Source organism: Klebsiella sp. FDAARGOS_511 (genome assembly GCF_003812845.1).
GTDB lineage: Bacteria > Pseudomonadota > Gammaproteobacteria > Enterobacterales > Enterobacteriaceae > Klebsiella > Klebsiella grimontii.
Map to the genome: position 1 here is coordinate 5,844,174 of NZ_CP033824.1, position 16,994 is coordinate 5,861,167.

Genomic DNA, 16,994 nt, shown 5'->3' on the forward strand with positions numbered 1-16,994 from the left:
CCCGGTGATTGACGTTCCTGTCTATCTGGTGGCGGCGTTCAGCGAGCAGCCTTTTGCCGGTAATCCGGCGGCGGTATGTCTGCTCAAGGAGTGGCTGCCGGATGAGCTGCTGCTCAAAATGGCCCAACAGCACAACCAGTCGGAAACCGCGTTTGTGGTGCCTGAGAGCGATGGTTTTGCGCTGCGCTGGTTTACCACCCGCAACGAGGTTAATCTTTGCGGCCACGCCACGCTTGCCAGCGCGCACGTGATATTTCATCACCTGGATTATCCTGATGCGGTGATTCACTTCGCGACCGCTTCCGGTCGGCTGACCGTGAGCCGCGAAGGCGATTGGCTGACCCTAGATTTCCCGGCGGGGCAAACCGAAGAGCGCGAGCCGCCCGCGGCGATGCTCTCCGCGCTGGGGATTGACAGCTATCTCCACGCCCGCAAGGGGCGCGCATGGCTCATCGAACTTGCCTCTCGTGACCGGGTCGAAGCCCTGCGGCCCAACATTGCGGCGATGACGCCCGGTGAACATAAAGTGACCGTGACGGCGGCAGGCAGCGGCGAATATGACTTCGTTAGCCGCTTTTTCTCACCCGGCGAAGCGGTGTGGGAAGATCCGGTAACCGGTTCGGCGCATACCATGCTGATCCCATACTGGAGTGCGAAGCTGGGCAAAACCCATCTGCTGGCGCGTCAGGTTTCCGCGCGCGGCGGAGATATTCGCTGTCAGCTGAAGGGCGAAAGAGTCTTGATGAGCGGCCAGGCGGTGACCTATTTAAACGGCGTCATCACGCTGCGCTAGCCAGGCCGTAATAATAAGATAGGATCGGCGAGAGGTCAGCCGATCCTGAGCCTGAGTGGGTGACCAGGCGGAAGTATCCTGCGTACGCGACGAAAATCCAACGCCACGAGCGGGTAAAACGACGATGGGGCTTATCCGTTAATTACATCGGAAATATAACGATCGCGCCGACGCATAATGCCAGAATTCGAATTAAGTACATGGGTACCGAAAATAGCCAGAATTCCGGCAATTTATATTTACCCATTCCCAGAATCATTGCCGGCATGCCGTCAATCGGCATATAGCCGCCGTTCCAGCCTGAAATGACCACGGCAATAGCGGCCGCGGTTGGGTTAAGGCCGAGGCTGGTGCAGGCGGCGATAGCAATCGGCGCGAAGATATAGACCGACCCCATGTTCGAACCGGTAAAGGTGGCGCAGGTACTGGTCAGCAGCGCAAAGATAAAAATAAAGACGAACGGAGAGACGCTGGAGCCGAGCACGCCCGCAACCGCATCGCCCACCATTGCCGTAAACCCGGTGCCCGCCAGCGCGTCGGCGACGCCGATAACCCCAGCCATCATCAGGATAACCGGCGCGCCCATATGATCGCGCACCTCCTTGAAGTCGACGACGTTAATCATCATGACGAACGCGGCGGCAAGGCCCGGCACCACGTAGGCGATATTGCCTAACTGATTCATCAGCATCATGCCGACCACGCTGACGGCGAATGCCCCGACGGTGCAGTACTCTTTCCACGCGGGCAGGGTGACGGCTTCCTCTTCGCGCACCGCCATGGCCTCTTCAGAAGCATCGGCTATTGGGTGATCGGGTAAAAAGCGCCAGGCAAGCAGGCACCATGCCAGGAACGCCAGCGACATCACCAGATTCACCAGCGCGAATTTCACCATCGAAATTTCTTCGTTAAATCCGGCGGTTTGCAGCACCGTCGCGGTGACGCCGAACAGCAGCGCGACGTTAACCGGAAACAGCGGATGGTTGGTGGCGAATCCCAGCGGCATCATCAGCTTCGAGGTCGGCAGCTTCTTGCTGTAGGGGATCGTCGAGACCAGCGACAGGATCAGCACGTAGTAGCCGGTTGAGCCAGTACCCGCCAGGCTGGCGCCGAGCATCACAATCAATAGCAGTAGAGCATAGCTTTTGTAGCTGCCTCTGTTCACCAGATTCACCATCGCGGACTTGACGTTGCCTATCAGCCGCGTTTTCTGCAGCGCCGCCATGACCACCATAAACCCGGCGATCATGATGACGCTGGAGTTTACAAACCCGGCAAAAGCCTGCTGGACGTTGGCGAGCCCGGTCACAACCAATAGCAGACAGGCCAGCAGCGGCGGTGCGCCAAAGGCCATTTTGTCCGACATGATAAGCACGATCATCAGCACCAGAATGCCCAGCGCCAGAATCATTTCCATTGTCATCGTTATTGCTCCTTATTATTTACCCTTCCAGCATGTCGCCCGGCACTTTAAATACGGCTTTGCGTACCGTTACCGGCGCGTCTACCGCGCACAGCGCCTGGTGGGGTTCGCCGGGCAGAAATAGCGCAAAATCACCGGCATGCAGGGTGATGGATACCGGTAGAGGGCAATCGCGGGCGATAAACAGATCCGGTTTGCGCTCTTCATCGCTATCCTGCGCGACGCGGAGCGTTCCGGCGTTAATCACCTCGCAGCCTGCCAGCATCACCTGAATATCGGCCCATTGATGGTGATATTCGGTGTGACGCCGCGCGGCGGGCTGGGTGGACGCTTCGCCGATATCGCAATACCAGCGACAGTTTTCCGGCTGCCAGCGCCCGTCTTTCCTGGCGCTCAGCGCCGCTAGCGTGGCCTGCGGATGGGCGAGAATTTGCCGCAGCGCCGGGGGAAGCCCTGCCAGCGGCAGAGCGTTAAGGTTGCCGACGATCATCGCGCGGACTCCTTCACCCATTCGGGCGTGATATGCACGTATTTAATCGCCTGGCGGAACCAGGTGTAGGCAATGTGTAGCGTGCCGTCCGCCCCTTGTTTAATGCTCGGGTAGGAGAACTCGCGATTGCGCTTATCCAGCGAATTGTTAGTCATGCAGTAGCCGTCGCCTTCATCGAGATTGCGCCGCCATGGCCAGGTTTTACCGCCATCGGCAGAGAGGGCGACAGTCATCGGCGCGCGCGGCGCGCCCCAGAACGCCGAGCGACCGCCGTTAGCTTCTGGCTCTTTACGGCTGCTGTCGCCGTCGTCGATTTCATCGTAAAGCGACGCGCGACGTTCCAGCGCGCCGGCGGCGCTCATGGGGTTAAACACCAGCGCCAGTTCGCCGCTGGCAAGGGTAGTGACCTGAATAGACGAGTTATTATTGGGCAGCACCGTCGGCTCCGGCGCTGACCAGCTTTCCCCGTTGTCCACCGACTGGCTGTAGTAGATATTGTCTGCCCAGCGGCTGCGAAAGAGGGCCACCAGCACGCCGCCCGGCAGCGGGGTGATATTCATATGCACGCAGCCGAGACTGTGCGGGACTTCGACGTCACGCCAGGTTTTGCCCTTATCGGCGGAGATTTTGACGGCGCTGATATCATCGTTGCCGACCCACTTTTCGCCCGGCCGCGTGCGGCAGTAGAAGACCGGTAGCAGCCAGTTGCCGTTGTCCAGAACGGTCATCGGTTGGCGAATAAAGGTGCCGGGCTTGTCGAGCAGGGTGGCAATGTCGCCCCAGGTCTGCCCCAGATCCGTTGACTGGCGGTAGCGCACGATGGCGGTATCCTGATTACCGGAGATCTGCGCGGTCCACAGCAGCCACAGCACGTTATCCGGGTCGAGAAAAAGCAGCGGATTTTGCTCTGAGCGGCTGGGGTCGTCGGACAATTTGACCGCATCGCACCATTGGCGACGGCCGGGGAGCAGGCGCGACCCCCAGACGGAGATATCGGCGACGCCTTCCTGAGTGCCGCCAAACCACACGCACATCAGCGAGCCGTCCGGCAGCGGCAGCAGGTTAGCCGCGTGATTTTGCGGGCAGGATGAGGGGAGCATGGCGGTTTCCACGCGCTCATCCTGCGGGTGCTGAGAAATAATACCGTCACGAACTGCGGTTACAGACATATTCACTCTCCGTTATTTTAGTAGGGTTTTATTTATTGATCGGTAATGAGACGTAAGCGTCTTGCTGCTGTGAAGCTTTAATGATTTTTCTGCTGCGAATAATATTTAGCGTTTCTACCGCCAGCGAAAAGAAAATAGCAAAATAGAGGTAGCCTTTCGCAATGTGTATTTCCAGACTATCGGCCACCAGTAATATCCCTACCAGCAGCAGGAACGTTAATGCGAGCATTTTCATGGTTGGTGTATTATTCACAAAATCGCCGATGGTTTTCGCCGCCAACATCATTACGCCGACGGCGATAATGACCGCTGTAATCATAATAAAAATATGCTGCGATAGACCGACTGCGGTAATAACAGAATCAAGGCTGAAGACGATATCCAGCAGCATAATCTGGATGATGGCCCCGGCCAGCGAGAGCTGGCGCAGGCCGTCGCTGTGCGACTCTACTTCCGGCTGAAGCTCGCCGCGTATTTCCTGCAGTGATTTGTAAATAAGAAAACAACCGCCAACAAATAAAATAATCGTGCGCACAGAAACGACAAAATGGGCAATGGTAAATAGCGGCAGCGTAATGTGCGCCAGCCAGGCAATCGACACCAGCAATAACACGCGCATGATCATTGCGCCACTGAGCCCTAACTTGCGGGCAAGATTTTGCTGATGGGGCGGGAGTTTCGCCACCACCAGTGAAAGAAATATAATATTATCGACCCCGAGAATAATCTCCAGGAAGGTCAGCGTGATTAGCGTCAACCCTATTTCAGGGTCCAGCATCCAGATAAACATGGCAACATCCCTTACACAGCGTAAGACGTGTTATAAATAATCGTCAAGATTGTCGGTGCTGTTTATTCCTGTAACCGGCACCGACGATCGAACCCGGTATTCCTGGTGTGTTCAGGAAATATACCTTGCGATAATGTCTTTGATTTTTTCGCACTGGGCTGGCGTAAAGCTGACCGCATAGCGGCTGTCGCCGACGGCAAAACCCATCAGCTGCAGCGCTTTTTTTACTGCCGCCGGCGAGAACGCCACTTTATACAGATCGGTACGCAGCCCGGTCACGCTCTCCTGAGCATGGCGGGAGCCATCAATATCGCCGGCGTTAAAGCGCGCCCAGATGGCGTTGATCTCTTTCGGCGCGACGTTGGCCAGCCCGGAAATACAGGCGGAACAACCGTCAATAAATCCCTGATGAATCAGCGAATCGGGGCCATTCAGCACGTCGAAATTGGCAATGCCTCGCGCCGCATCGAGAAATCCCGTCAGGCTTTCGTAACTTCCGGCGCTGTCTTTGACGCCGATGATGTTGGCGTGCCGCGCCAGAACGCGCGCGGTCTGAGGTTCGATGGTATTGCCGGTACGCGCCGGGATGTTGTACAGGAATATCGGTACGCTCAGAGCGTCAGCGATGGCCGTATAGTGGCTGATAAGCTCATCCTGCGTCAGCGGGACAAACCACGGGGTGATGACCGAGACCGCATCGACGCCCAGTTTTTCGATCTGCTGACCCAAACGGATGGTTTCCCGAGTCGACACTTCGCCAATATGCGCCACCACTGGCGCACGACCGGCGACCTCTTCCACGCAGGCTTTAGCGACAGCGACTTTTTCCGCTTCATTGAGCACAAAAAACTCGCCGTTGGTCCCGCCGCAGAAAATACCGTTGCCGGCGGCGAGCTGACGCTGAATCTGCTGCTTCAGCGACGGAATATTTACCGCGCCCTCGGCGGTAAAGGGCGTCACGATGGCGGTCAGTACGCCGGTAATTGCATTGCTCATATTCATCTTTCCCGAGTGTTATGGCTGTGGAAATAGGGTGCGGTAGATCGCTTCGACCTGCTGCTGGTTAACGCTGCACGGCGCGTTATTGAGTAAACGTTTGACGTTTAGCGCCGCTTCGCTCAGCTCGCCGATGCTTTCCGGCGGCACGCCCAGCGCGGCGAGGTTGTCTGGCAGCTGTAGGCGTTTCACCAGCGCGGCCAGCCAGGCGACCAACGCATGAGATTTTTCTTCTTCGCTGAGCGTCAGATCGGCCTCAGGGATCAGATCCCAGACCTGGGCAAATTTCGCCACCGCATGCGGGCGCACTGCTTTCATACAGGGCGCCAGCAAAATCGCGTTCGCCACGCCGTGCGGCAGATGGTATTTGCCGCCCAACGGATAGGAGAGGGCATGAACCAGATGGGTACCCGCATGGTTGATCGCCACGCCGCCATAATAAGAGGCCCACAGCATCTCCAGCTTCGCGCTCAGGTTCTGCGGCTCGGTCACCGAGAGCTCGATATTGCGTACCAGCTTGCGCAGGCCAATCAGCGCCGCGTTATCGCTCACCGGATTGGCAACGGTGGCGGTAAAGCACTCAATCAGGTGGCACAGCGCGTCGATGCCGGTAGAGGAGGCGATGTGTGCGGGCATGCTGGTGGTCAATTCCGGCAGCAGGGCAACGTAATCCGGCAGCAGAACCGGGGAGATAATGCCCACTTTGGTACTCTGCTCCGGGATAGCCAGTATTGCGTTCGGCGTGGCCTCTGAGCCGGTCCCGGCGGTGGCGGGAATTAACAGAGAGGTTACTTTTTGCTGCGGTTTTTCGCCTGCCAGCAGCGCGTCAAGCCCCGGTGAGCAGGGATGCAGCAGGACCGAGAGCAGCTTGGTCACATCCAGAACGCTACCGCCGCCAATCCCCACGATAAGCTGCGGCTCGCTGGCGCTGACGAGGCGCTGAATCTGCGCCATATCGTGCTGGCTCGGCTCGGCGGGCACCGTATCCACGATCTGCACCTGACGCCCCTCATCCTGCAGAAGCGCGCGGATCTGCTGCGCGGCATGGAGTTTGCCCACGTTGCCGTCAGTGACCAGCAAAATGCGCCGTTTGCCCGCCAGCAGCGGCAGCAGGGCGGTAAAGGCGCCCGCGCCGCTAATCAGAGTGCTGTTAATGGTTGCCACTTTTTTCTCCTCTTTTATGAATGATTAAATTTAATCATCCGTTCTGCGTGCCATTCACATTGTGGGGTGAAGTTATAATTTATACGGCGATTTAATAACTTGAGCTTGCTCACATTTAATCAATTGTGATTGAATATAATCATTATCAATGTCGAACAGTGATAAAAGGGAAAGCGATGGGCAGCGGGGATAATAAGGTGTTGGTTCTGGCGGACGACTTCACCGGCGCTAATGACGCCGGCGTCAGCCTGGCGGAGACGGGAATGCGGGCGGAAGTGGCGTTTTCCGATCGCTATCGGGGAGAGGCGCAGGCGCTGATCCTCAATAGCGACAGCCGCGCGCAGCCCGCCGCAGAAGCGGCACGGCGTATTACGTATCTCTTGCAGGCTATCTTGCCGCGTTTTCAGCCGCGCTGGACGGTGAAGAAAATCGACTCCACCCTGCGCGGCAACCTCGGCGCCGAACTGGAGGCGACGATGCGCGCTCTGGCGTGCTCCGTGGCGGTCCTGGCCCTGGCTTTCCCGGCGGCAGGCCGGGTGACGCGAGATGGGCTGTGCTATGTGCGCGGCCTGCCGGTCAATGAAACCGAGTTCGCCACCGACCCGAAAACGCCGGTCGGCAGCGCGGATATCGCCGCCGTGGTGGCGCAGCAAAGCGAGCTGCGCTGCCTTAGGGCGACGGTCGATACCCTGGCGACCGCGCTGGCGCAGACGGGCGATGTACCGCGAGTATTGATCGTGGACGCCGAAGAGGATCGGCAACTGGACGCCATTATCGAGGCAGTCGCGGCCTGCGATCGGAAAGTGCTGCTGGCGGGGTCGGCAGGATTGTGTGACGCCCTGGCGCGTCGGCTGGCTGCCGTACCGCGCGGACCGCTGCTGGCGATTGTCGGTTCAATGAGCGAGATCGCGCAACAGCAGGTCGCCCGGCTTGAGGCGCATCCGCGCGTTGTTCGCGTAGAAATTGATGTCGCGATGGCCTTTGGCGGCGATGTCGACGCTGACGCCCGACGCATCGCCGCGGTATTGAGTGAAAATAATCATTGCGTCGTCACCACGCGTCCCGATAGCGAGGCGCGAAAGGGCATTGATGCCCTGTGCCGTCAGCACGGCGTCGATCGCACCGCGCTTGGCGAACGTATCTGCGCGTATCTGGCGCAGGTCAGCGAACGGGCCATCGCCCAGCGCCAGCCGGGGGCGCTATATCTGTCCGGCGGCGACGTGGCCATCGCCGTCGCGCAGGCGCTGGGGGCCAGCGGATTTCATATTACGGGTCGGGTGGCGCAGTGCGTGCCGTACGGCAATTTTCTGGGTAGCAGCTGGCAGCGGCCGGTAATGACTAAGGCAGGCGGATTCGGAACGGAAACCACCCTGCTGGAGGTCGTGAACTTTATTGAGGAGAAAATGAGTGACTAACATCATAGCGGTAACGATGGGAGATCCGGCAGGCATTGGCCCGGAAATTATTATTAAATCCCTGGCGGAGGGGAAACTGAACGGTGCGCCGGTGGTGGTGGTGGGCTGCGCGCGGACGCTGCGGCGGATCCTGGCGATGGAGATCACCCCTCGCGCCGAGCTACGAATCATTGATAATCCGGGGCAGGCGCGGTTTAGTCCTGGCGTCATCAACGTTATCGACGAACCGCTGACCGATCCGCAGGGACTGCGCCCGGGCGAGGTACAGGCACAGGCAGGTGATTTAGCGTACCGCTGCATCAAGCGGGCGACCAACCTGGCGATGGCCGGAGAAGTGTTCGCGCTCGCCACCGCGCCGTTAAATAAAGAGGCGCTGCATCTGGCCGGGCACCATTTCCCAGGGCATACCGAAATGCTGGCTCATCTGACGCAGACCAAAGATTTCGCGATGGTGCTGTATACCGATAAGCTCAAGGTTATCCATATCTCCACCCATGTGGCGCTGCGTAAATTCCTCGATAACCTGAACCAGCCGCGGGTGGAGACGGTGATTGGTATTGCCGATAGCTTCTTGCGCCGGGTGGGTTATAGCCAGCCGCGTATCGCCGTCGCCGGGGTTAATCCTCACGCCGGGGAAAACGGCCTGTTTGGCGATGAAGAGATCCGCATCGTCGGGCCGGCGGTTGACGCAATGAAAGCTAAAGGGCTCAACGTGACCGGACCGTGCCCGCCGGATACGGTGTTTATGCAGTGCCACGAAGGGCTGTTTGATATGGTGGTCGCGATGTATCACGATCAGGGACATATTCCGCTAAAATTGCTTGGGTTTTATGATGGGGTGAATATTACCGCCGGACTGCCGTTTATTCGCACTTCCGCCGACCACGGCACGGCGTTTGATATTGCCTGGACAGGTAAAGCTAAGTCTGACAGCATGACTACCTCTATTGAGCTCGCCATGCAAATCGCACAGGAATAACATGAAGGGATATAACCGGTTAGAGCAGATTATGGATTATCTCAAGAGCCATAATCTGGTGACAGTGGACCAGCTGGTGGCGGTGACCGACGCCTCGCCCGCGACCATTCGCCGAGACCTGATTAAGCTCGATCAGGAAGGAGTGATCAGCCGAACGCACGGCGGCGTGACCCTCAACCGGTTTATTCCAGCACAACCGACCACGCAGGAGAAATCCCAGCGTAGCCTGCAGGAAAAATACGCCATCGCCAGCGCGGCGGCGGCGTTGGTTAAGGCCGGGGACGCCATTGTCCTCGATGCCGGGACCACCATGATTGAACTGGCCCGGCAAATTACCCATCTGCCGCTGCGGGTGATCACCAGCGACCTGCATATCGCCCTGTTCCTGTCAGAGTTTAAGCAAATTGAAGTGACGATCATCGGCGGGCGCATCGATGACAGCAGCCAGTCCTGCATCGGCGATCACGGGCGCCGCCTGCTGCAGAATATCTGGCCCGATCTGGCATTCGTCAGCTGCAACGGCTGGGACCTGGAGAAGGGCGTCACCTCGCCAACGGAAGAGAAAGCGGCGCTGAAGCGCGACTTAATCGCCAACGCCCGGCGGCGCATACTGCTGGCGGACAGCTCCAAATACGGCGCCTGGTCGCTGTTTAATATCACGCATCTCGACTCACTCACCGATATCATTACCGATAGTCATCTGCCGGAAGCGACGCGCGAAGCGTTAACGCATATTCATCCCCGGCTGATCGTGGCCGGCTAGCCGGGGAAGCGGCTTACGGCAGACGGGTGATATTGGCTTTAATCACCTCGATAGCGTGGTGGAACTTCTCCGCTTCATCATCTGCCAGCTGTAGCTCAATGATTTGCTGCACGCCGCTTTGCGTGAGCACCGCGGGAACGCCAGCCGCCGCGCCGCTTACGCCGTACTCTCCATCAAGAATGCACGATACCGCCAGCGCGCGATGGCTGCCGGTGAAAATATTGCGACAGATTTCGGCGATGGTCCCGGCGACGCCGTACTCCGTGCAGCCTTTGCCGGCGTAAATCTCAAACCCCAGCTTACGCACCTTGTCGGCAATCAGCTCCCGGTCGAGGGCTTTACCGGTATGTTTCTGGTAAACATCGGCAATGGCGGAGCCGTATACCGCCGAGTGCGACCACACCGGAAACTGGGCATCGCCATGCTCTCCGAGAATAAAGGCGTCGATGCTTTGCGCGCCGATATCCAGCGCCTGGGCCAGCACCCTGCGTAAGCGGGTGGTATCTAACCAGACGCCAGTCCCCAGTACCTGGCTGCGCGGCAGGCCGGAAAGCTGCCATACCTGCCAGGTGATGATGTCGCAGGGATTGGTGGCAACCAAAAAGATGCCGTTGAAACCGCCGCTCATCATCTGCGGGACGAGGCTTTTGACGATTTTCGCCGTGTTGGTCAATTCGTCCAACCGGGTCTGGCCCGGTTTGAGCGCGCCGCCGGAAACGGTGATCACCGCAATATCGACATCGGCGCAGTCGCTGGCTTCCCGGGTGGAAATCGTCATCATTCCCGGCATATAGGCGGCCGCGTCGCTCAGATCCTGAGCGTGCGCTTCGGCGCGTGGTTTATTGAGATCGACAAGGATCAGCTCCTCGCAAATCGACTGGTTTAACAGGGCGTAGGCCGCAGAGGCGCCGACGTTTCCGGCCCCGATAATCATCACCTTGCGTGCTTTGGTATTCATCGTTTTATCCTGATAAAAGACGTCATGCGGCAAAATTACTGCCTCCCAAGGGGTGAGAGCAAGTGGGGCCGGAAGCTATAAGTTAATGCTATGGCGGCGCTGCGGACGCCGCGCGTTACAGTACGCTCAAAAAAGGAGCTTATTTATGTACACTATCGCCGCGACCCCGCTAAACCACCCGGACCTCACCGCTTTAATTGCCGAACTGGATGCTTACCAGCAGACGCTCTACCCGGCGGAAAGCAACCATCTGATCGACCTGAGCGCGCTCCCGGCGGAGTCGGTGATCGCACTAATTATCCGCGATGCCCGGCAGCAGGCCGTTGGCTGCGGGGCGATCGTGCTCGGCGAAGAGGGGTTTGGCGAGATGAAACGGGTGTTCATTAACCCGGCCCATCGCGGCCAGCAGCTGGGAGAAAAACTGCTGGCGGCGCTGGAGAAAGAGGCGATAAAGCGTGAATGCCATACCGTACGCCTGGAAACCGGCATTCATCAGCACGCCGCCGTTGCGCTATATACGCGCAATGGGTATCAGACGCGCAGCGCCTTCACGCCGTATCAGCCGGATCCGTTAAGCATCTTTATGGAGAAACTGCTGCTTGTCGATCTTCGTTCAGCAGCGCTATAAACGCCTCGAGCTGGCGAGTTTTCGCCCCGCGCCGCCAGACCAGCCATGTCGTTAGCCAGCGCCACTCTTCGGCCAGCGGCCAGGCGGAAACCTGCTGGTGGCCCGGCATACTCTCCAGCATGCTGCGCGGCATCAGCGCCAGTCCGGCGCCGGCAATGACGCAGGCCAGCATGCCGTGATAGGACTCCATCTCATGGATCCGCCCCGGGGTGGCGCGATCGGCGTGGAACCAGCTCTCAAAATGACGGCGGTAGGAGCAGTTGGCGCGAAACGCGTAGACGCTGGCGCCGTTTACTTCGCTGGCGCGAGCGATGGGCGGATGGCCAAATGGCGCGACGATCATCATCTCTTCCGGGAACACCGGTAACCCTTCAAGCCCCGGATGCACCAGCGGGCCGTCGACAAACGCCGCGCTCAGGTTGCCCTCGAGTACGCCGTCGATCATGGTGCCGGATGGGCCGGTGGAGAGGGCCAGATGGATCTTTGGATAGCGCTGGTTAAAGTGCGCCAGGGTCGGGGAAATACGCACGGCGGCGGTACTCTCCAGCGAGCCGAGCGAAAACAGCCGCTGAGGCTCGTCTCCGGCGACCACCATCCGCGCCTCATCAACCAGCGCCAGGATCTGCTGGCTATAGCGTAAAAAGCTATGTCCGGCGGGCGACAGACGCAGGCGCTGGTTTTCGCGAATAAACAGTTCGACGCCGAGATCCGCCTCCAGCTGGCGAATGCGCGTGGTCAAGTTTGACGGCACGCGATGCACCTTCTGCGCGGCCTGGGTAATGCTGCCAGTGCTGGCGACGGCGTTAAACATCTCAAGCTGGGTCAGATCCATAGCGTTCTTCTTTTGTGAAAAGGTTGCTTAATATTATTCATTTTTAATGAAGGGAAGGGTAAGCCAGAATAAGGTCACTTCGCAATCAACACAGAGAGAAAAACGATGAAATTATCTGCCACTCAGGCGGTTTCCGTGAACCCAACCACAGGTGAAACGCTGTCGTCTCTGCCCTGGGCCAGCGAACAACAAGTCGATTCAGCCATTGCCCTTGCGGAACGGGGTTATCGTCAATGGCGCAACGTCAGCGTGGCGGCGCGCGCGGCGGCGCTGCGTAAGGTCGGCAGCGTGATGCGCGACCGTGGCGAAGCGCTGGCGCAAATGATTAGCCTTGAGATGGGTAAACCGATTGCCCAGGCGCGCGGCGAAGTCGCTAAATCCGCCAATCTCTGTGACTGGTATGCCGAACACGGCCCGGCGATGCTGAATACCGAAGCGACGCTGGTTGAAGACAATAAAGCGGTGATTGAGTATCGTCCGATGGGCGCGATCCTCGCGATCATGCCATGGAACTTCCCGGTGTGGCAGGTGCTGCGCGGCGCGGTGCCGATTCTGCTGGCGGGCAACAGCTATCTGCTTAAGCATGCGCCAAACGTGCTGGGCAGCGCGGCGATGATTGGCGAAATTTTTGCCGCAGCGGGCGTGCCGGAAGGCGTGTTTGGCTGGGTTAATGCCACCAACGACGGCGTTTCGCAAATGATTAACGATCCGCGCATCGCCGCGGTGACCGTCACCGGCAGCGTGCGCGCCGGGAAGGCTATTGGCGCCCAGGCCGGCGCGGCGTTGAAAAAATGCGTGCTGGAGCTGGGCGGCTCCGATCCCTTTATCGTCCTTAACGACGCCGACCTCGATGAGGCCGTGAAGGCGGCGGTGATTGGCCGCTACCAGAATACCGGGCAGGTCTGCGCCGCCGCGAAGCGTTTCATCGTCGAAGCGGGTATTGCTGCAGCCTTTACGCAGAAATTTGTCGCCGCCGTCGCCGCGCTGAAAATAGGCGATCCGCGCGACGAGCAGAACTATATTGGACCGATGGCGCGTTTCGACCTACGCGATGAGCTGCACGAGCAGGTGCGGGCGACCCTAAAAGAGGGGGCGACCCTGCTGCTGGGCGCGGAAAAAATCGAAGGCGCGGGTAACTACTATGCGCCGACGGTGCTGGGGAACGTCACCGCTGAGATGACCGGCTTTCGTGAAGAACTGTTTGGGCCGGTGGCGACGATTACCGAAGCCCGCGATGCCGATCATGCGCTGGCGCTGGCTAACGATAGCGAATTTGGCCTTTCAGCAACGGTTTATACCGCCAGTGAAACGCAGGCCCGGCGCTTTGCCGATGAGCTGGAGTGCGGCGGGGTGTTTATCAACGGCTACTGCGCCAGCGATGCCCGCGTGGCGTTCGGCGGCGTGAAGAAAAGCGGTTTTGGCCGCGAGCTTTCCCATTTTGGCCTGCATGAATTCTGCAACGTCCAGACCGTCTGGAGAGATCGCCGCTAACCCTACAAACTGCCTCCGGGGGCGGCGCAATGCACCTGACCGGGCTACGGGACGCAGCCATCTGCGATCGCGTAGCCCGGAAAAGCCGCTTGCGGGAACATACCCCCGATATTATTAAGCTATTTACTTAGCGGCACCGAAGCGAGAAAGAAGCTGTTTCTTCGCGCCGCGTGCGCCTATAATTACCGCCCGAATTTTGTTGTTGGCAAGGAGCCTCGCGTGGCGACGGTAATGAATAACGCAATGCTCGATGCCATTTTGGCTGAAGTCAGGCCGCTGATTGGGCGCGGTAAAGTGGCGGACTATATTCCGGCGTTGGCCCGCGTTAGCGGCGAGAAGCTCGGCGTAGCCATCTGTACGGTCGACGGTCAGCACTACAGCGCCGGCGACGCGCACGAGCGTTTCTCTATTCAATCGATCTCGAAAGTCCTGAGCCTGGTGGTGGCGATGAACCACTATCAGGAAGAGGAGATCTGGCAGCGGGTGGGGAAAGATCCCTCCGGCCAGCCCTTTAATTCACTATTACAGCTGGAAATTGAACAAGGCAAACCGCGTAATCCGTTTATCAATGCCGGGGCGCTGGTGGTCTGCGATATGCTGCAAAGTCGCCTTAGCGCGCCTCGCCAGCGAATGCTGGAAATCGTTCGTCGTCTGAGCGGGGTGGGCGATATCGCCTACGATCCGGTGGTTGCCCGCTCGGAGTTCGATCATTCGGCGCGCAATGCCGCTATCGCCTGGCTAATGAAATCCTTCGGCAATTTCCATAACGATGTCGCCACGGTACTGCAAAACTATTTCCACTACTGTTCACTGGAGATGAGCTGCGTGGAGCTGGCGCGCACCTTTCTGTTTCTTGCCGATAGAGGCATCGCCCCGCACCTTGAGACGCCGGTGATTGCGCCGATTCAGTCGCGGCAGGTCAACGCCCTGATGATGACCAGCGGCATGTATCAGAACGCAGGTGAATTTGCGTGGCGCGTCGGTTTGCCGGCGAAATCCGGCGTCGGCGGCGGGATTGTGGCTATCGTCCCGCAGGAGATGGCGATTGCGGTGTGGAGCCCGGAACTCGATGAGGCGGGGAACTCGCTGGCCGGAATTGCTTTACTGGAAAAACTCACTCAAAAACTGGGAAGGTCGGTATTCTGATGGTACCCATAGAAAACCTGTTTGCCCGCCTGCAGCGTTCCACTTTCCGCTCCCGTTTTCGCCTCGGCGTGAAAGAACGGCAGTATTGTTATGATAAGGGCGCGGAAGTTATCGACCAGCACGCGGCGGACTTTATCGCCAGTCGGCTGGCCCCTGCGCAAATTCCTAACGACGGTAAGCAGACCCCGATGCGCGGACATCCGGTGTTTATCGCCCAGCATGCCACCGCGACCTGCTGTCGCGGTTGTCTGGAAAAGTGGCACGCGATCCCGCGGGGCCGCGGGCTCAGCGACGAAGAGCAGCGCTACGTGGTGCAGGTTATCCATCACTGGCTGGTGATCCAGATGAATTCGCCGGATCGCGGCAGACCGTAATTCATCGGCGGCGGTATATGCCTGATAATTATTCTCATGATATGATGAACCGCTTACTAATTATTAACATAATAATTGCCTGAAACAATTAGACGGATAATCATGAATGTCTCCACTGTCGATTCGGTCATTCACGCTGTTTCGTGAGGAACAGCCCGTGCGTGATGCGCTGGTGTTGTTCACTTTAACGCTACTGCTGCATTTCTTTGGCGCGATGCTGCGTCTTGTACAAGAATTGTCGTTCTTCTGGCCGCTGAATGCGGTAATGGCGGGGATTTTTGCGCGTTATATCTGGCTAAATCGCAGCTATTTTTACGCCGTTTGTTTTGCCGCCATGCTGGTATATGACGGTTTAACATCTCGTTGGGGAATGGGGTTCGCTTCCTTTCTGATTAATTTCTCCAATATCGTTTTTATCGTCACCCTGGCGCAGCTCATTTTGTGGGATAAGCGGCGGGCGGATTCGATGCCGGGACCGATCAACGCGCTAAGCCTGTTTTGCTACTGCCTGCTGGCGGCGCTGCTCTGCGCTGCTGTTGGGGCGCTGGGTTCGGTAGATGTGGAACGCGCCACGTTTATTCCCCAACTGGCGGACTGGTTTAGTGAACAGTTTTCCACCGCCGTACTGATCCTGCCGTTCATTTTGACCCTCACGCTCCCTTCGGCGTTCGGACGTTTTCGCCTGCGTCAGCTGTTACCGGCGATCGCGCTGGTGCTGTCGATTGCGCTCGGCGTGGCGGTGGGCGGGGCCGGGAGCATAACCTTCCCGTTACCCGCGCTGATTTGGTGCGCGATTCGCTATCCGCTGCCGTTGACCTGTCTGTTGACCTTTATTACCGGGATTAGCGAAATTCTGCTGGTGGCGAACTCGCTGATTCACCTCACGCCCGACACCCGGATGCAGCCGTGGCAGCTGTTTTCGACGCGTCTGGGTATCGCGGCGATGCTGATTAGCCCGATTATCGTCGCTTCCAGCGTCGAGGCGATTAATAACCTTGTCAAACAGCTGGCCCTGCGTGCTGACTTTGACTTCCAGACCCGGGTCTATTCTCGCTCGGGGTTAAGCGAAGCGCTGAAACGCCAACCGCTGTCGGAAGATAAGCGGTTAACGGTCATGGTGCTGGATATCGACGGCTTCAAGCAGGTCAACGATCGCTGGGGCCATGAGTGCGGCGACTGCGTGCTGGCCCAGTTTGCGCAGCAGGTGCGGCTACTGGTAGGTGAAGAGGGCATGGTGGCGCGCATTGGCGGTGAAGAGTTTGCCGTCGCGACGCTGACCTCATCAGAGCGGGACGGACAGGCGTTGGCGGAAAAAATTCGTCAGGGTATCGCATCGCAGACCTTCACCTGGGGGCAAAACAAAATCCAGCTGACCGTCAGCATGGGGCTGGAGAGCCAACTGCTCGCTACCGCCAGGGTTACGGATCTGTTCAACCAGTTGCTGATGGAAGCCGATGATTCGTTGATTCGGGCGAAACGTGCCGGGCGCAACCGGATTTTTACGCACGAAATGGCCTGAATTATCCCATAAGAAAACGCGATGATAATTCTGCTTGTGTTAAATATAAGTTAAAAACATAGTG

Annotated in this window: 17 protein-coding genes; 9 read left to right on the forward strand and 8 right to left on the reverse strand. The window is 58.3% G+C overall.

Annotation, left to right across the window (positions count from 1 at the left end):
- Nucleotides 1-4: 4 nt before the first annotated feature.
- The gene (locus tag EGY08_RS29355; protein WP_123829320.1) at nucleotides 5-793 is read left to right on the forward strand and encodes a PhzF family phenazine biosynthesis protein; all 789 of its coding nucleotides are present in this window, start codon (nucleotides 5-7) and stop codon (nucleotides 791-793) included.
- Nucleotides 794-935: 142 nt separating this feature from the next.
- On the opposite strand, the gene EGY08_RS29360 is transcribed toward EGY08_RS29355, so the two are convergent.
- The 6 genes from EGY08_RS29360 to EGY08_RS29385 form a co-directional block, all read right to left on the reverse strand.
- Nucleotides 936-2,216 carry an SLC13 family permease gene (locus tag EGY08_RS29360; RefSeq protein ID WP_004119848.1) on the reverse strand — a complete coding sequence of 427 codons (1,281 nt, stop codon included), beginning with the start codon at nucleotides 2,214-2,216 and terminating at the stop codon, nucleotides 936-938.
- A 19-nt stretch (nucleotides 2,217-2,235) separates the two neighbouring features.
- On the reverse strand, nucleotides 2,236-2,706 hold the full coding sequence (locus EGY08_RS29365) for a YhcH/YjgK/YiaL family protein (protein ID WP_004119856.1): 471 nt from the start codon (nucleotides 2,704-2,706) through the stop codon (nucleotides 2,236-2,238).
- A complete protein-coding gene (locus tag EGY08_RS29370) occupies nucleotides 2,703-3,875 on the reverse strand; it encodes a sialidase family protein (RefSeq protein WP_004119874.1) in 1,173 nt (390 codons plus the stop codon). The genes EGY08_RS29365 and EGY08_RS29370 overlap by 4 nt, the downstream gene beginning before the upstream one ends.
- 28 nt (nucleotides 3,876-3,903) lie before the next feature.
- Nucleotides 3,904-4,665, reverse strand: coding sequence for a TerC family protein (locus tag EGY08_RS29375; protein ID WP_004119877.1), 762 nt, complete (start codon nucleotides 4,663-4,665; stop codon nucleotides 3,904-3,906).
- A 111-nt stretch (nucleotides 4,666-4,776) separates the two neighbouring features.
- The gene (locus tag EGY08_RS29380; RefSeq protein WP_123829321.1) at nucleotides 4,777-5,661 is read right to left on the reverse strand and encodes a dihydrodipicolinate synthase family protein; all 885 of its coding nucleotides are present in this window, start codon (nucleotides 5,659-5,661) and stop codon (nucleotides 4,777-4,779) included.
- Nucleotides 5,662-5,679: 18 nt separating this feature from the next.
- Nucleotides 5,680-6,825 (reverse strand): iron-containing alcohol dehydrogenase, encoded by a 1,146-nt coding sequence (locus tag EGY08_RS29385; protein ID WP_049115654.1) that lies wholly within the window; start codon nucleotides 6,823-6,825, stop codon nucleotides 5,680-5,682.
- Between the two features lie 176 nt (nucleotides 6,826-7,001).
- On the opposite strand from EGY08_RS29385, the gene dtnK reads away from it, so the two are divergent.
- The 3 genes from dtnK to EGY08_RS29400 are packed head-to-tail and all read left to right on the forward strand — an operon-like array spanning nucleotide 7,002 to nucleotide 9,982.
- On the forward strand, nucleotides 7,002-8,240 hold the full coding sequence (gene dtnK, locus EGY08_RS29390; RefSeq protein WP_123829322.1) for a D-threonate kinase: 1,239 nt from the start codon (nucleotides 7,002-7,004) through the stop codon (nucleotides 8,238-8,240).
- Complete coding sequence (locus EGY08_RS29395) at nucleotides 8,233-9,219, forward strand: D-threonate 4-phosphate dehydrogenase (protein ID WP_049115657.1); 987 nt, start codon at nucleotides 8,233-8,235, stop codon at nucleotides 9,217-9,219. Before dtnK ends, EGY08_RS29395 begins: the two co-directional genes overlap by 8 nt.
- 1 nt (nucleotide 9,220) lies before the next feature.
- Nucleotides 9,221-9,982: a DeoR/GlpR family DNA-binding transcription regulator gene (locus EGY08_RS29400; RefSeq protein WP_004119899.1), complete on the forward strand. Its 762-nt coding sequence runs from the start codon at nucleotides 9,221-9,223 to the stop codon at nucleotides 9,980-9,982.
- Between the two features lie 13 nt (nucleotides 9,983-9,995).
- On the opposite strand, the gene EGY08_RS29405 is transcribed toward EGY08_RS29400, so the two are convergent.
- Nucleotides 9,996-10,940: an L-lactate dehydrogenase gene (locus EGY08_RS29405; protein WP_112164915.1), complete on the reverse strand. Its 945-nt coding sequence runs from the start codon at nucleotides 10,938-10,940 to the stop codon at nucleotides 9,996-9,998.
- Between the two features lie 145 nt (nucleotides 10,941-11,085).
- On the opposite strand from EGY08_RS29405, the gene EGY08_RS29410 reads away from it, so the two are divergent.
- Nucleotides 11,086-11,568: a GNAT family N-acetyltransferase gene (locus EGY08_RS29410; protein WP_004119929.1), complete on the forward strand. Its 483-nt coding sequence runs from the start codon at nucleotides 11,086-11,088 to the stop codon at nucleotides 11,566-11,568.
- Here the strand turns inward: EGY08_RS29410 and ptrR are convergent.
- Complete coding sequence (gene ptrR, locus EGY08_RS29415) at nucleotides 11,522-12,400, reverse strand: putrescine utilization regulator PtrR (protein ID WP_123829323.1); 879 nt, start codon at nucleotides 12,398-12,400, stop codon at nucleotides 11,522-11,524. The two genes, EGY08_RS29410 and ptrR, sit on opposite strands and share 47 nt — an antisense overlap.
- Nucleotides 12,401-12,505: 105 nt before the next feature.
- Between ptrR and sad the strand changes: the two genes are divergently transcribed.
- The 4 genes from sad to EGY08_RS29435 all read left to right on the forward strand — a co-directional run bounded on the left by sad (nucleotide 12,506) and on the right by EGY08_RS29435 (nucleotide 16,930).
- Entirely contained in the window at nucleotides 12,506-13,891 is a 1,386-nt protein-coding gene (sad, locus tag EGY08_RS29420) for a succinate-semialdehyde dehydrogenase (RefSeq protein WP_123829324.1), read from the forward strand.
- Between the two features lie 219 nt (nucleotides 13,892-14,110).
- Nucleotides 14,111-15,037, forward strand: coding sequence for a glutaminase B (gene glsB / locus EGY08_RS29425; RefSeq protein ID WP_004119937.1), 927 nt, complete (start codon nucleotides 14,111-14,113; stop codon nucleotides 15,035-15,037).
- Nucleotides 15,037-15,411, forward strand: coding sequence for a DUF4186 domain-containing protein (locus tag EGY08_RS29430; RefSeq protein ID WP_004119940.1), 375 nt, complete (start codon nucleotides 15,037-15,039; stop codon nucleotides 15,409-15,411). The genes glsB and EGY08_RS29430 overlap by 1 nt, the downstream gene beginning before the upstream one ends.
- Before the next feature lie 106 nt (nucleotides 15,412-15,517).
- The gene (locus EGY08_RS29435) at nucleotides 15,518-16,930 is read left to right on the forward strand and encodes a GGDEF domain-containing protein (protein ID WP_172879987.1); all 1,413 of its coding nucleotides are present in this window, start codon (nucleotides 15,518-15,520) and stop codon (nucleotides 16,928-16,930) included.
- Nucleotides 16,931-16,994 lie beyond the last annotated feature (64 nt).